This is a genomic window from Microbacterium sp. LWH13-1.2, assembly GCF_038397735.1.
In the GTDB taxonomy this organism is placed as follows: Bacteria; Actinomycetota; Actinomycetes; order Actinomycetales; family Microbacteriaceae; genus Microbacterium.
The window spans coordinates 2800742-2815397 of the sequence record NZ_CP151635.1; the positions used below are offsets into that span (position 1 = coordinate 2800742).

General features: G+C 68.4%; 13 protein-coding genes. 8 read left to right on the forward strand and 5 right to left on the reverse strand.

Annotated elements, in window-relative coordinates; all coding sequences use genetic code 11:
- Positions 1 to 23: 23 nt before the first annotated feature.
- From nrdE to nrdH, 3 genes are read right to left on the reverse strand one after another with little or no spacing between them, the layout of a single operon-like run.
- Positions 24 to 2144 carry a class 1b ribonucleoside-diphosphate reductase subunit alpha gene (gene nrdE, locus MRBLWH13_RS13540; RefSeq protein ID WP_042537901.1) on the reverse strand — a complete coding sequence of 707 codons (2121 nt, stop codon included), beginning with the start codon at positions 2142 to 2144 and terminating at the stop codon, positions 24 to 26.
- Between the two features lie 20 nt (positions 2145 to 2164).
- A complete protein-coding gene (nrdI, locus tag MRBLWH13_RS13545) occupies positions 2165 to 2626 on the reverse strand; it encodes a class Ib ribonucleoside-diphosphate reductase assembly flavoprotein NrdI (protein ID WP_042537840.1) in 462 nt (153 codons plus the stop codon).
- 6 nt (positions 2627 to 2632) lie between these two features.
- Positions 2633 to 2866, reverse strand: a complete 234-nt coding sequence (gene nrdH, locus MRBLWH13_RS13550; protein ID WP_042537838.1) for a glutaredoxin-like protein NrdH — start codon at positions 2864 to 2866, stop codon at positions 2633 to 2635.
- A gap of 389 nt (positions 2867 to 3255) precedes the next feature.
- Between nrdH and MRBLWH13_RS13555 the strand changes: the two genes are divergently transcribed.
- From MRBLWH13_RS13555 to MRBLWH13_RS13580, 6 genes are all read left to right on the forward strand, one after another.
- Positions 3256 to 4464 (forward strand): MFS transporter, encoded by a 1209-nt coding sequence (locus MRBLWH13_RS13555; RefSeq protein WP_341955481.1) that lies wholly within the window; start codon positions 3256 to 3258, stop codon positions 4462 to 4464.
- Between the two features lie 77 nt (positions 4465 to 4541).
- On the forward strand, positions 4542 to 5396 hold the full coding sequence (locus MRBLWH13_RS13560) for a sugar kinase (RefSeq protein WP_341955482.1): 855 nt from the start codon (positions 4542 to 4544) through the stop codon (positions 5394 to 5396).
- A gap of 54 nt (positions 5397 to 5450) precedes the next feature.
- On the forward strand, positions 5451 to 6209 hold the full coding sequence (locus MRBLWH13_RS13565) for an alpha/beta hydrolase (RefSeq protein WP_341955483.1): 759 nt from the start codon (positions 5451 to 5453) through the stop codon (positions 6207 to 6209).
- Positions 6206 to 7366: an acyl-CoA dehydrogenase family protein gene (locus MRBLWH13_RS13570; protein WP_341955484.1), complete on the forward strand. Its 1161-nt coding sequence runs from the start codon at positions 6206 to 6208 to the stop codon at positions 7364 to 7366. The genes MRBLWH13_RS13565 and MRBLWH13_RS13570 overlap by 4 nt, the downstream gene beginning before the upstream one ends.
- Positions 7367 to 7454: 88 nt before the next feature.
- Positions 7455 to 7922, forward strand: coding sequence for an Lrp/AsnC family transcriptional regulator (locus tag MRBLWH13_RS13575; RefSeq protein WP_341955485.1), 468 nt, complete (start codon positions 7455 to 7457; stop codon positions 7920 to 7922).
- The gene (locus MRBLWH13_RS13580; protein ID WP_341955486.1) at positions 7919 to 9313 is read left to right on the forward strand and encodes an aspartate aminotransferase family protein; all 1395 of its coding nucleotides are present in this window, start codon (positions 7919 to 7921) and stop codon (positions 9311 to 9313) included. The genes MRBLWH13_RS13575 and MRBLWH13_RS13580 overlap by 4 nt, the downstream gene beginning before the upstream one ends.
- Before the next feature lie 15 nt (positions 9314 to 9328).
- Here the strand turns inward: MRBLWH13_RS13580 and MRBLWH13_RS13585 are convergent, their stop codons facing one another.
- Positions 9329 to 10867, reverse strand: coding sequence for a PucR family transcriptional regulator ligand-binding domain-containing protein (locus MRBLWH13_RS13585; protein ID WP_341955487.1), 1539 nt, complete (start codon positions 10865 to 10867; stop codon positions 9329 to 9331).
- Between the two features lie 99 nt (positions 10868 to 10966).
- Between MRBLWH13_RS13585 and MRBLWH13_RS13590 the strand changes: the two genes are divergently transcribed.
- Positions 10967 to 12451 carry a CoA-acylating methylmalonate-semialdehyde dehydrogenase gene (locus MRBLWH13_RS13590; RefSeq protein ID WP_341955488.1) on the forward strand — a complete coding sequence of 495 codons (1485 nt, stop codon included), beginning with the start codon at positions 10967 to 10969 and terminating at the stop codon, positions 12449 to 12451.
- A 36-nt stretch (positions 12452 to 12487) separates the two neighbouring features.
- Entirely contained in the window at positions 12488 to 13876 is a 1389-nt protein-coding gene (locus tag MRBLWH13_RS13595) for an aspartate aminotransferase family protein (protein ID WP_341955489.1), read from the forward strand.
- A gap of 50 nt (positions 13877 to 13926) precedes the next feature.
- Here MRBLWH13_RS13595 and MRBLWH13_RS13600 read toward each other — a convergent pair whose 3' ends face one another.
- A complete protein-coding gene (locus MRBLWH13_RS13600; protein WP_341955490.1) occupies positions 13927 to 14655 on the reverse strand; it encodes a GntR family transcriptional regulator in 729 nt (242 codons plus the stop codon).
- Position 14656: the final 1 nt, after the last annotated feature.

Sequence of the window (14656 nt, forward strand, 5' to 3'; positions counted from 1 at the left end):
CGTTTCTCGTGTTCAGGGCCGGATCAGAGCATGCACGAGACGCACTCGGTCATGTCGGTGCCCTCGAGCGCCATCTGACGCAGACGGATGTAGTAGATCGTCTTGATGCCCTTGCGCCATGCGTAGATCTGAGCCTTGTTGATGTCACGCGTCGTGGCGGTGTCCTTGAAGAACAGCGTCAGCGACAGGCCCTGGTCGACGTGCTGGGTGGCGGCGGCGTACGTGTCGATGACCTTCTCGTAGCCGATCTCGTAGGCGTCCTGGTAGTACTCCAGGTTGTCGTTCGTCATGAACGGCGCCGGGTAGTAGACGCGGCCGAGCTTGCCTTCTTTGCGGATCTCGATCTTCGACGCGATCGGGTGGATCGACGACGTCGAGTTGTTGATGTACGAGATCGAGCCGGTCGGGGGCACCGCCTGCAGGTTCTGGTTGTAGATGCCGTGCTCCTGGATCGACGACTTCAGCGCCACCCAGTCGGCCTGCGTCGGGATGTGCTTGCCGGCGAAGAGCTCCTTGACCTTCTCGGTCTCGGGCACCCAGGCGCGCTCGATGTACTTGTCGAAGAACTCCCCCGACGCGTAGGTCGAGTCCTCGAAGCCGTCGAAGGCCTGCTTGCGCTCGATCGCGATGTTGTTCGAGGCGCGCAGCGCGTGGAACAGCACCGTGTAGAAGTAGATGTTCGTGAAGTCGATGCCCTCTTCGGAGCCGTAGTGCACGTGCTCGCGAGCGAGGAAGCCGTGCAGGTTCATCTGGCCGAGGCCGATCGCGTGAGAGCGGTCGTTGCCGTCTTCGATCGAACGGACCGAGCGGATGTGGCTCTGGTCACTGACCGCGCTCAGCGCACGGATGGCGGTCTCGACCGTCTGACCCAGATCGTCGGCATCCATCGACAGCGCGATGTTCATCGAGCCGAGGTTGCAGGAGATGTCCTTGCCGATCTGGTCGTACGAGAGGTCGTCGTTGTACGTGGTCGGCGTGTTCACCTGCAGGATCTCGCTGCAGAGGTTCGACATGTTGATGCGGCCCTTGATCGGGTTGGCCTTGTTCACCGTGTCCTCGAACATGATGTACGGGTAGCCCGACTCGAACTGGATCTCGGCGATCGTCTGGAAGAACTCGCGCGCGTTGATCTTGGTCTTCTTGATGCGCGGGTTGTCGACCATCTCGCGGTACTTCTCGGTGACCGAGATGTCGCCGAAGGGAACGCCGTAGACCTTCTCGACGTCGTACGGCGAGAAGAGGTACATGTCCTCGCCGTTCTTGGCGAGCTCGAACGTGATGTCGGGAACCACGACGCCGAGCGACAGCGTCTTGATGCGGATCTTCTCGTCGGCGTTCTCACGCTTGGTGTCGAGGAAGCGCATGATGTCGGGGTGGTGCGCGTTGAGGTACACCGCTCCTGCACCCTGACGGGCTCCGAGCTGGTTGGCGTAGCTGAAGCTGTCTTCGAGGAGCTTCATCACGGGGATGATGCCCGAGGACTGGTTCTCGATCTGCTTGATCGGAGCGCCGGCCTCACGGATGTTCGAGAGCAACAGCGCCACGCCGCCGCCGCGCTTGGAGAGCTGGAGAGCGGAGTTGATGCCGCGGGCGATCGACTCCATGTTGTCTTCGATGCGCAGCAGGAAGCAGCTGACGAGCTCGCCGCGCTGGGCCTTGCCCGAGTTGAGGAAGGTCGGCGTCGCGGGCTGGAAACGGCCGGAGATGATCTCCTCGACCAGGGCGACTGCGAGGTTCTCGTCGCCGCCGGCGAGGCCGAGTGCCGTCATCACGACGCGGTCTTCGAAGCGCTCGAGGTAGCGCTTGCCGTCGAACGTCTTGAGCGTGTAGCTCGTGTAGTACTTGAAGGCGCCCAGGAACGTCTCGAACCGGAACTTCTTGCTGTAGGCGAGGTCGTTGAGCTTCTGGATGAACTCGAGCGAGTACTGCTCGATCACGGCAGGCTCGTAGTACTCCTTCTCGACCAGGTAGTCGAGACGCTCCTTGAGCGAGTGGAAGAACACCGTGTTCTGGTTGACGTGCTGCAGGAAGTACTCGCGTGCCGCCCGCTTGTCGGCGTCGAACTGGATCTTCCCGTTCGCGTCGTACAGGTTCAGCATCGCGTTGAGGGCGTGATAGTCCAGGCCCTCGTAGGTCGGGTTCATCTTGAACGCCACCGTGTCTGTCACTGAGTCGGTTCCTGCCTGCTCGTCAACTGCGGTACCCACCGTCGCTCCAATCCGTCGCTCACGCGATCTACATCGTCTTGTGTGCCGAAGATCTCGAGCCGATACAAGTGAGGCACGTTGCACTTGCGGCTGATGATGTCGCCGGCGAGACAGAAGGAGTCGCCGAAGTTGGTGTTCCCCGCGGAGATGACTCCGCGGATGTGATTCCGGTTGCGCTCGTCGTTGAGGAACCGGATGACCTGCTTGGGCACCGCGCCTCGTTCGACGCCGCGCCCCTCACCCCCGCCGTAGGTGGGGGTGACCAGCACGAAGGGCTCGTCGACGACGAGATCTTCCTGCTGTCGGAGAAGGGGAATGCGTCGGGCCGGGAGCCCGAGCTTCTCGACGAAGCGCGCGGTGTTACCCGAGGCGCTCGAGAAGTAGACCAGGAGCGGCGCGGCGGTCGCGACGGCGCTCATGGCGGATCACGCCAGACGCGAGGCGAGCTCGTCGATCTTGTCGGGACGGAAGCCCGACCAGTGGCCCTCGTCGGTGACGACGACCGGCGCCTGCATGTAGCCCAGCGCCTTGACCTGCTCGAGCGCAGTTGCGTCTTCCGACAGGTCGAGGATTTCGTACTCGATGCCCTTGGCGTCGAGCGCGCGGTAGGTGGCGTTGCACTGAACGCAGGACGGCTTCGTGTAGACCGTGATCGACATCTTTTCGCTTCCCCTCAAATCTCTGGCCTGCATCTGTATCAGGCTGTTTTCCGGTAGACCCTCACCGGGATCTCAATACTACATATAGGTACGGACATTCAGGGTGACCACTAGGGGTAGTAGTTACATACGTGTAGTTTTCCACCGCTCTCCACTGGTACAACACAGGTTCTCCACCGTTTCTTCCACAGGCTCAGGCACCTCGAGAGCAGCTCCGAACCGCGAGAAATCGCGGCTGGGAACGACCTGTGAGAGATCCATCCACAGGTCGGACCGTACGCCTCACCTCTGACATCGGATTTTCTGTGGAAACTCGGTTTGGGCGTGTCGCGGCGTGTCGAGGATCGGCCGCTTCGACCGGCGTCCGCACCTCCCGGTAGCGTTGACCCGTGGCGGGATATCGTGACCTTCTTCGCACGCCCGGAGTGGCGCGCATGATCGCTGCACAGCTGACCGCTCGCTTCCCCAACGGGATGACCTCGCTCGCGATCCTGCTGCACGTCGAACAGCAGACCGGCTCATACGGCTCCGCGGGCCTGGTGCTCGCCGCGACCAGCGTCGGGCAGGCCGTCGCCGGCCCGATCACGAGTCGATGGATGGGCGCCTGGGGCATGCGCCGCGTGCTCGCCCTCACGCTCAGCGTGTGCGTGGTCGCCGTGCTGGGCCTGGCGCTGCTCCCCCTGAACGTCCCCGGATACATGGCGCTCGGCATGATCGCCGGCCTCTCGACTCCGCCGGTGCAGGCCGCCGTGCGCACCATCTATCCGAAGCTCGTGAACTCGACACAGCTCACCCCCCTCTTCTCTCTCGATGCCTCGCTGCAGGAGATCATCTGGGTGCTCGCCCCCGTCGTGATCACGCTCGTGTCGACGCAGATCGGCACGGCCGTGGGGCTGCTGCTCGTGGCGGTCGTGCTGGTCGGCGGCGGAGCGTGGTTCATCCTCTCTCCCGAGGTCGGCCGCGTGCGCATCCCGCGAAGCCGCAGCGCCCTCGGCAAGGTCGTGCTCAAACCGCCGGTACTGCTCGCCACAATCATCGGATTCCTGCTCATCGGCGCGTGCTCCGCGGTCGAGGTCGGTGTCGTCGCGACGTTCGAGCACGGCAGCCTCGCGGCCGGCCTCGTGCTCGCGGTGTTCGCCGTCGGCAGCCTCGCCGGAGGACTCTCGTTCGGACACATCCCCATCGGCCCCTGGGCGATGGCCCGCCGCCTCGCCATCGTCACGGTCGGCCTCGCGCTCACCATGCTCTCCCTCAACGAGTTCTGGCTCGGCGGCACCCTGATCGTCGCCGGTATCGGCGTCGCGCCGGCTCTCGCCGTGCTGTTCGCCATCACGACCGCGAGCGTCAAGTTCAGCGAGACCGCCGAGGCCTTCGGCTGGGCCGGCACCGGTCAGCTGATCGGCGCCGCGGCCGGCTCTGCCGTCGCGGGCTTCCTCGTCGATGCGACGGATCCCCGCGGCGCCTACCTCGCGGCAACGCTCTTCGCCGCAGCCGGACTCGTCGTCTCGATCGTCTTCGTCCGCTCCTTCCCCGATCTGCGTCATCGCGATGCGAGCCCCCACCCCGACACCGAACCCCTGGCGGTCACCCCTTCATGAGCTCTGCCCCCTCCCCCGCATCCACCGCCCCAGAGAGCAAAGCCCCAGCCCCCGAGGTGATCTGCGTCGGAGAGTCCATGGGACTCGTCACAGCCCTCGGCGCACCGCTCGCCGAGACCGAGACGGCCGCGCTGGGACTGGCAGGCGCAGAGGGAAACGTCGCGGTCGGCCTCGTGGCGGCAGGGCGCACGGCGGCGTGGGCCTCGCGCCTGGGCGACGACCCAATCGGCAGCCGCATCTCGACCGAGCTCGCGCGCCGGGGCGTCGATCTCTGGGTGACGACGGATGCGGATGCTCCGACCGGCGTCATGTTCAAGGACCCGGGCGTCGAATCCTCCGCCGTCTACTACTACCGACGCGGATCGGCGGCCTCGCTGATGGGTCCGGGGTTCCTCGACGCCGCCCAGCTCGCCGGCGTGCGGATCGTGCACACCACCGGCATCACCCCCGCGCTCTCGGCGTCGTGCCGCGCGATGGTCGATCAGCTCTACGTCGACGCCCGTGCCGCCGGCGCGCTCGTCTCGTTCGACGTCAACGACCGCCGCGCACTGTGGACGATGCAGGATGCCGCCGAGACGCTGGCCCGGCTCGCAGATGCCGCCGACGTCGCGTTCGTCGGACGCGACGAGGCCGAGCGCATCTGGGGCACCGTCACTGCCGCCGAGATCCGCGCGCACCTGCCGCACTGCGGGCTGCTCATCGTCAAAGACGGCGACGTCGGCGCGACAGCGTTCCGCGGCGACGACGAGCCGGTGTTCGTGCCGGCTCCCCGGGTCGACGTCGTCGAGCCGGTCGGCGCTGGCGACGCCTTCGCCGCCGGGTTCCTCGCCGCGACCCTCGACGGCGCCGACCTCGCTGATCGGCTCTCAGCCGGGCACGCCGCGGCCGCGCGGGTGCTCACGACGCACGGCGATCTGCCTCCCCTGATCTGACCTCGCGTGACCGCAGTCGGGCTGCCTCGCACACGCCGGTCGTAGGCTGAGAGCATGCCCGCACCGCTCTCGTTGCCTCGCATCTCCTGGGGACACCCGGCGTCTGATCGCCGCGTCCTCCTCGTGCACGGACTCGGCTCGTCCGGCGCGCTCATGTGGCGCCTCGGCACTGCTCTGGCAGACGTGGGCTGGCACGCGACCGCGATCGATCTGCGGGGCCACGGCGATGCACCGCGCGCGCTCGACTACTCGGTCGCCGCGTACGGCGCCGATCTCGTCGCCACGCTCCCCGACGACGGCGGCTCGTGGGATGCCGTGGTCGGCCACTCGCTCGGCGGGGCCTCCGCCACCGTTGCCACGGCATCCGCCCCTGACTGGACCCGGCGACTGGTGCTCCTCGACCCCGCGATCCTCGTCGGCGGCCGCGACGCCACGATCGTGCGCAAGAGCCAGGAGCGCGCGTTCGCCGACAACAGGGTCGAGCTGGTGCAGCAGGAGCATCCGCACTGGCATCCGCAGGACTGGGAACTCAAGGTCGATGCGGTGCACCGCACGAGCGCCTGGGCCGTCGAGCAGACGAGCCGGCAGAACACGCCCTGGGACGTCACGGCGGATGCCGCACGGCTGACCGTCCCGACGCATGTGATCGCCTCCGACCCCGCGGTCTACAGCATCTTCACCGGCGACGTCGCCGCCGCCGTGCTCGCATCGAACCCGCTCATCACGATGTCGGTGGTCGCGGGATCGGGCCACTCGCTGCACCGCGACAAGCCGGAGGAGACCATCCGACAGCTGGAAGAGGCACTCGCATGAGCACGTTCGACCCGACCGCGTTCCTCCCCGACGACCTGCTCGAGCGCATCCGCGAGCGGGCTCCCATCCACGACCGCGACAACTCCTTCCCCCAGCAGGACCTCGACGAGCTCCGCGACGCGGGCTACCTGTCGATCCTCGTGCCGGCCGAGCGCGGCGGCGCGGGGCTCGGGCTCGCCGAGGCGGCGATCCTGCAGCAGCGCCTCGCGACGGCCGCCCCCGCCACGGCCCTCGCCATCAACATGCACCTCGTCTGGACGGGTGTCGCCAAGGTCTTCTCCGACCGGGGAGTCCCCGGCCTCGAGTTCGTCCAGGACGGCGCCGTGGCCGGCGACGTCTTCGCCTTCGGCATCAGCGAGGGCGGCAACGACCTGGTGCTGTTCGACAGCGACACGGATGCCGTGCCCACCGCCGACGGCGGCTACTCGTTCACGGGCACCAAGATCTTCACCTCTCTCGCGCCCGTCTGGACCAGGCTCGGGCTGCACGGCCTCGACACGACGAGCCCCGACGCCCCGAAGCTCGTGTTCGCCTTCGTCGAGCGCACCGACGCGGTCGTCACCGGCGACGACTGGGACACCCTCGGCATGCGCGGGACGCAGAGCAGGACGACGCGCCTGAACGGAGCGACCGCGGATGCCGCGCATGTGGTGCGCCGCATCGATCCGGGCCCGAACCCCGACCCCATCGTCTTCGGCATCTTCTCTGTCTTCGAGATCCTGCTGGCCTCGGTGTACACCGGTATCGCACGACGCGCGCTCGACTTGGCGGTGCTCACCGCGCAGAAGCGCCGCTCGAAGAAGACGGGCGCCGCCTACAGCCAGGACCCCGACATCCGCTGGCGCATCGCCGACATGGGGCTCGCGTACGACGCGCTGCCTCCCCAGATCGCATCGCTCGCGCGAGACGTCGATGAGAAGGTCGACAACGGCGCCCGCTGGTTCACCCTGCTCTCGGGCGTCAAGCATCGGGCCATCACCATGTCGAAGCACGTCGTCGACCAGGCGATGCTGGTCGCGGGCGGCGGCTCGTACTTCTCGTCGAACGAGCTCTCACGTCTGTATCGAGACGTGCTGGCCGGCGCATTCCACCCGTCCGACCCCGAGTCGGCGCACGCGACCGCGGCGAGCGCGTGGTTGGGACCACTCGACTCCTAGGCCCGATATTCTGCGTTTTCCCGGCTGCGGATCCGATTAATCTGCGGAATCGGTTGAAGAGCGCCCGCTCCGGTGCGAGGATCGCATCATGCCGTCCTCGAAGAAGCACCCCCCGTTGGATGACGTCGCGAAGACGATCATCGAGTTGCTGCAGGAGGACGGGCGACGCTCGTACTCCGACATCGGACGAGAAGTCGGCCTGAGCGAGGCCGCCGTCCGCCAGCGGGTCCAACGCCTGACCGAGTCCGGCGTCATGCAGATCGTCGCGGTCACCGACCCGATGCAGCTGGGCTTTCCCCGCCAGGCCATGATCGGCATCCGCGTCTCCGGCGACACCCGGCTCGTCGCCGAGGCCATCGCCGAGATCCCCGCGATCGACTACGTCGTGATCACGGTCGGGTCCTTCGACATCCTCGCCGAGGTCGTGTGCGAGGACGACGAAGACCTGCTCGCGATGATCAACGACCACATCCGCCCGATCGACGGGGTGCTGTCGACCGAGACCTTCATCTACGCCAAGCTGCAGAAGCAGCTCTACAACTGGGGGACCAGATGAGCACGCAACGCACGACTCCGTCCGAGGCCGAACTCCAGGCCATGGCCAAGGACCACCTGTGGATGCACTTCACGCGCCAGTCCACGATGGAGAAGAGCGGTGTGCCGATCATCGTCAAGGGCGACGGTCACCGCATCTGGGACTCGAAGGGCAAGGAGTACTTCGACGGCCTCGCCGGACTCTTCGTCGTGAACGCCGGACACGGTCGCCGACGCCTCGCCGAGGCCGCGGCGAAGCAGGCCTCCGAGCTCTCCTTCTTCCCGCTCTGGTCGTACGCGCACCCCGCGGCCATCGAGCTCGCCGACCGACTGGCCGACGAGGCTCCGGGCGACCTGAACCGCGTCTTCTTCTCGACCGGTGGCGGCGAGGCTGTCGAGACGGCCTTCAAGCTCGCGAAGCACTACTGGAAGCTGCAGGGCAAACCCACCAAGCACAAGGTGATCTCGCGCTCGGTCGCCTATCACGGCACTCCGCAGGGCGCCCTCGCGATCACCGGCATCCCGGCGATGAAATCGATGTTCGAGCCGGTCACGCCGGGCGGCTTCCGGGTGCCGAACACCAACTTCTACCGCGCGGCCGAGATGGGCGGACCGAGCGACGACCTCGAGGCCTTCGGTCGCTGGGCGGCCGACCGCATCGAGGAGATGATCCTGTTCGAGGGCGCAGACACCGTCGCTGCCGTCTTCCTCGAGCCGGTGCAGAACTCGGGCGGATGCTTCCCGCCCCCTCCCGGCTACTTCGCCCGGGTGCGCGAGATCTGCGACCGCCATGACGTGCTCCTCGTCTCGGACGAGGTGATCTGCGCGTTCGGCCGACTCGGCCACACCTTCGCGTGCACCGGCCTCGGCTACGTGCCCGACATGATCACGTGCGCCAAGGGCATGACGAGCGGTTACTCGCCGATCGGGGCCACGATCATCAGCGACCGGATCTACGAGCCCTTCTCGAAGGGCGACGTGTCGTTCCCGCACGGCTACACGTTCGGCGGGCATCCGGTCTCGGCAGCGGTCGCGCTCGAGAACCTCGCCATCTTCGACGAGGAGGGGCTCAACGAGCACGTGCGCGAGAACTCGCCGCTGTTCCGCGCCGAGCTCGAGACCCTGCTCGACCTGCCGATCGTGGGCGACGTGCGTGGCGACGGCTACTTCTTCGGCATCGAGCTGGTGAAGGACAAGGGCACGCGCGAGACGTTCGACGACGACGAGTCTGAGCGGCTGCTGCGCGGCTTCCTCTCCCCCGCCCTGTTCGAGGCCGGCCTCTACTGCCGCGCCGACGACCGCGGCGACCCCGTGATCCAGCTCGCGCCGCCGCTCACGATCGGCCCCGCCGAGTTCCGCGAGATCGGGCAGATCCTGCGCAGCGTCCTCTCCGAGGCCCAGTCGGTGCTCTGACCCAGCCGGATCGTCTCAGCCGGATGCCGCGGTGCGCCGCCTCGCCAGGAGTGCGAGGTGGAGCGCCGCGATCGTCTCGCCGTCGTCGAGATCGGCCCCCAGCAGATCGCCGATCAGCGTGAGGCGCTGGTAGAACACCGACCGCGACAGGTGGCTCGCCGCCGCTGCGGCCGATCGGTTGCCGGGGTGTGCGACGAGAGCGGCGAGCACATCGAGCAGGTCGCCGCGTCGCTCCCTGTCGTATCGGATCAGCGGCGCCAGCATCCGCTCGCTGTGCTCGTGCAGTCGGTGATCGTCGCGCAGCGTGGCGACGAGCCGTTCGAGCGGGCGGTCGTCGACACGATGCACTCGGGCTCCCGTCTCGGCCCGATCGCTGTCGGCCAGATCCCGCGCCGCGCGCAGAGAGCCGAGCAGACCGATCACGTCGTCGGCGACCGGCCCCACGAAGACCGCTCGGTCGGGGCCGGCGATGCGCAGCAGCACCTCGTCGGACAGCCCGGCGGATGCGGGCACCGACAGCAGCGCCACGTCATCGCCGTCGACGCGGGCGGCCATCGCCGCGAAGCCGGCCTGCCGCGCGCGATAGGCGAGCTCGCTGATCGAGCCGCTGCCCCGTGCCACGATCCCGTGGCAGTGGCGGCCTCGGAGCGCGAATCCTCCGGCGCGCAGCCGGGCGTCGATGTCCTCGGCCTTCGCGAAGCGCGCTCCGAGCAGGTCGTCGATCACATCACGCTGAGCCAGCAGCGACCATTCCGCATCGCCGCCGTCGGCGATGCATCCGAAGGCGAGGGCCGTCGCTCCCTGCTCGAGCACGGTCACGCGACCGGCGGGGTGTGGCGGACCCGGGAGCGCGAGGAGCGTGCCCCAGCGCACCCCGCGCGCCTGCACGGGCACCGGCTCCGCCGCACTGCGATTCTCGAGCACCTCGGCGATCGGCATCTCGAGCCCCTCGGCCGCGATCACCTCGCGCGCGAGGTTCTCGAGCACGACCGGGGCTCCGAGCGCTCGAGCGGTCTGGGAGACCACGACGTCGGCGGGAGCCCCTTGCAGGCTCAGCGCGGTGAAGAGCTCGTGCAGGTGCTGCCGTTCGCGCAGCGCCTGCGTCTGCGCGGCGATCAGCGCATGGTGCACGGCTTCGGTCACGGCGACGAACTTGACCTCGCGTGTGAGGGCGACGAGGGCCAGCCCCACTGTCGCGCAGACGTCGACGACCGGCTGCGGCACCGCCTGCCGAGCGGTCTTCAGCTCGAACACGATGCCGGCGATTCCCGCCCGATGCAGGCTCGACGCGAAGTCCCTCAGCTCGGCGTCGTCGACAGGCCACCCGGCGCCTGTGGTCAGCAGCAGCTCACCGCCGTCGAGCAGTCGCGCGACGCCTACGCTGTCGGAGACGTGCACCCAGCGCACCGCGGCGTCGAGCGCCGCACCGCCGACGAGCACGTCGGGCTCGCCCTGCTGCACGGCAGCCTCTGCGAGCACATCAGCCACCGTCAGGAAGACGGCGCCCGTCGGACGATCTGTCCGATTGTCGCCGATCTCGCTACGTTCTGACACCGCAGATGCTCCTTGCACTCTGTGATCATGGGAGGAAGCCAGCGTATCGCCACTCGGTCAGAGTGTTCGACGCGGATCTCACCCCCTCGAAGGAGTCCTGTGGACATCGTCCGTCACCTCATCAACGGAGCAGACACCGCCGACGCAGCACGCACGGGACAGGTGTTCGACCCGGCCACGGGTCAGGTCTCGAAGCAGGTCGCCTTCGCGTCCACCGCCGAGGTCGACCAGGCGATCGCCGCCGCGGCATCCGCTCTGCCCGCATGGCGCGAGACGAGCCTCATCAAGCGCGCCGACGTGTTCTTCCGCCTGCGTCAGCTGCTCAAGGAGCGCACGCCCGAGCTCGCGGCGATCGTCACCTCGGAGCACGGCAAGGTGCTCTCGGATGCCGCGGGCGAGGTGTCGCGCGGCATCGAGAACGTCGAGTTCGCCGCCGGTCTCGTGCACCTGCTGAAGGGCGAGCGCAGCGAGCAGGTCTCGCGTGGGGTCGACGTGCACTCGGTCAAGCAGCCCGTCGGCGTCGTCGCCGCTATCACCCCGTTCAACTTCCCGGTCATGGTGCCGCTGTGGATGGTCGCCTCGGCCATCGCCTGCGGCAACACGGTGGTGCTCAAGCCCAGCGAGAAGGACCCGTCGGCGTCGGTCTGGCTCGCCAAGCTCTTCCAGGAGGCGGGTCTTCCCGACGGCGTGCTCAACGTCGTGCACGGCGACAAGGAGGCCGTCGACGCCCTGCTCGAGTCGCCGCGCGTGAACGCGATCAGCTTCGTCGGCTCGACGCCGATCGCCCGGTCGATCTACCAGCGCGCGTCGACCGCGGGCAAGCGCGTCCAGGCGCTCGGCGGAGCGAAGAACCACATGGTCGTCATGCCGGATGCCGACATCGACGCCGCTGCCGACGCCGCAGTGTCGGCCGCCTACGGCTCGGCCGGAGAGCGCTGCATGGCCGTCTCGGTGCTGGTCGCTGTCGGCGACATCGCCGACGACCTGGTCGCCGCGATCGCCTCGCGCATCGAGGGCCTCACGATCGGCGCGGGCACGGATGCCGCGAGCGAGATGGGTCCGCTCATCACCCGCGAGCACCGCGACCGCGTCGCATCGTACGTCACCGGAGCCGCCGCAGAGGGCGCGACGGTCGTGGTCGACGGCACCACGAAGGAGTTCGACTCCGAGGGCTTCTTCATCGGGGTCAGCCTGATCGACCAGGTCGCTCCCGGCATGAAGGTGTACGACGACGAGATCTTCGGCCCGGTGCTCTCGGTGGTTCGCGTCGAGACCTACGCCGAGGCCGTCGAGCTCGTCAACGCGAACGCGTACGGCAACGGCACCGCGATCTTCACGCGGGACGGCGGCACCGCCCGCCAGTACGAGTTCGACATCGAGGTCGGCATGGTCGGCGTCAACGTGCCTATCCCCGTGCCGATCGGCGCCTACTCTTTCGGCGGCTGGAAGGACTCGCTGTTCGGCGACTCGCACATCTACGGCCCCGAGTCGGTGCACTTCTACACTCGGTCGAAGGTGGTCACCACCCGCTGGCCCGACCACACGCCCTCGCAGATCGACCTGGGCTTCCCGAGCAACCACTGAGCTCCCGAGCAGACACCGAGAACTGAGACACGAGACATGACGAACTACACCGACCGGCATGGCGCATCCCACCCGCTGCCTGCCCCCGAGGCCGAGGCGCAGGTGCGTGCAGACGACCGCGGCCACGTCTTCCACTCGTGGAGCGCGCAGGGCCTGATCGATCCGCTTCCCGTCGCCGCGGGTGAGGGCTCGACGTTCTGGGACTACGCCGGCAACGCCTACCTCGACTTCTCGAGCCAGCTGGTCAACCTGAACCTCGGGCACCAGCATCCCGATCTCGTGGCGGCGATCCAGCAGCAGGCCGGACGCCTCTCGACGATCCAGCCGGCGATGGCCAACGACGTGCGGGGCGAGCTCGCCCGGCTCATCGTCGAGGTCGCACCCGAGGGGTTCGAGAAGGTCTTCTTCACGAACGGCGGCGCCGAGGCCAACGAGTACGCGGTGCGGATGGCGCGTCAGTCGACAGGTCGCCACAAGGTGCTCTCGATGTACCGGAGCTACCACGGGTCGACCTCGACCGCGATCTCGCTGACGGGCGACCCGCGCCGGTGGGCGAACGGCACTCCCGACTCGGGCGCCGTGCGGTTCTTCGGACCCTACCTGTATCGCTCGCCGTTCCACGCCGAGACGCCGGAGCAGGAGTCCGAGCGCGCGCTCGCCCATCTCGAGCAGACGATCCAGCTCGAGGGCCCGCAGACCATCGCCGCGATCATCATCGAGACCGTGGTCGGAACCAACGGCGTGCTCGTGCCCCCGCCCGGCTACCTGCAGGGCGTGCGCGAACTGTGCGACCGCTACGGCATCGTCTACATCGCCGACGAGGTCATGGTCGGCTTCGGCCGGCTCGGCGAGTGGTTCGGCATCGACGCGTACGGAGGCCGCCCCGACCTCATCACCTTCGCGAAGGGTGTGAACTCGGGCTACGTGCCACTCGGCGGCGTCGTGATCTCGGAGCGCATCGCGAAGGCGTTCGACACCACGCCCTTCGCCGGCGGCCTGACGTACTCGGGCCACCCGCTCGCGTGCGCCGCGGGCGTCGCGACGTTCGAGGTGTTCCGCCGAGACGGCATCCTCGAGCGCGTGCGCGACCTCGGCGAGCGCATCGTCGAGCCGACGCTGCGCCGCTGGGTCGACACCCACCCGAGCGTCGGCGAGGTGCGCGGACGCGGCCTGTTCTGGGCCGTCGAGCTCGTGCGCGACAAAGAGACGCGCGAGCCGCTCGTGCCGTTCAACGCGAGCGGAGCGGATGCTGCGCCGGTCGCCGCCTTCGCCGCCGCCGCGAAGAAGGCCGGCGTCTGGCCGTTCACGCACTTCAATCGCATGCACGTGGCGCCGCCGCTCGTGATCAGCGAAGACGACCTGGTGCGCGGCCTCGCCGTGCTCGACGGCGCGCTGGCCGTGGCCGACGAGGCCGCCGCGAGCTGACAGCCCTGTGAGCTGACGGTGCCGTGAGGTGCAGCCGCTGCTGCGCGGGTTCAGACCAGGAAGCCGCGGAGCAGTGCCTCAGAGCCGGCGAGATGATCGCGCATCGCGTCCTCGGCGGCCTCGGGGCGGCCGGCGAGGATCGCGGTGACGATGCGCTCGTGCTGCTCGCCGGAGTGCTGGATGTTGCGCGGCATGAGGGGGAACGTGTCGAGCCAGGCGTTCACATCGGCTCGGTTCTCCGCCGCGAGCGCGACCAGCGAGGGGATGCCGGCGGCCTCGGCGATCGCGAGATGGAACAGGGTGTCCAGGCGGCGGTACTCGTCGGGTCCGGCCGGGAGCGCGGCTTCGTGGCGCGCCCACAGATCCGCCCTGATCGCCGCGTCCAGCGAACGGCTCGCGGCAGCCCGTGCGGCACCGGTCTCGAGCACACGGCGCAGCCCGAGCACGTCATCCAGCTCCGCCACGGTCACCCCGACGGACTCCGCGGGCTGCGGCAGCGGATCCGCGACGAACGTGCCGCCGTAGCGGCCGCGCCGCGCGATCAGGTAGCCGGCGTCGGCGAGCTCGCGGATCGCCTCGCGTACGGTGTCGCGGCTCACCTCGAACGAGGCGGCGAGCTCGCGCTCCGGGGGCAGCGACTCCCCCGGAGCGACCACGCCGAGACGGATCGTCTGCACCAGTCGCGCCACCGTGTCCTCCAGGGCGTTGCCCCGTCGCAGCGGCCGATAGACCGCGCGACGGACCTCCACCAGGTCGCCGTCCGCGGTGTGCTCGCTCATG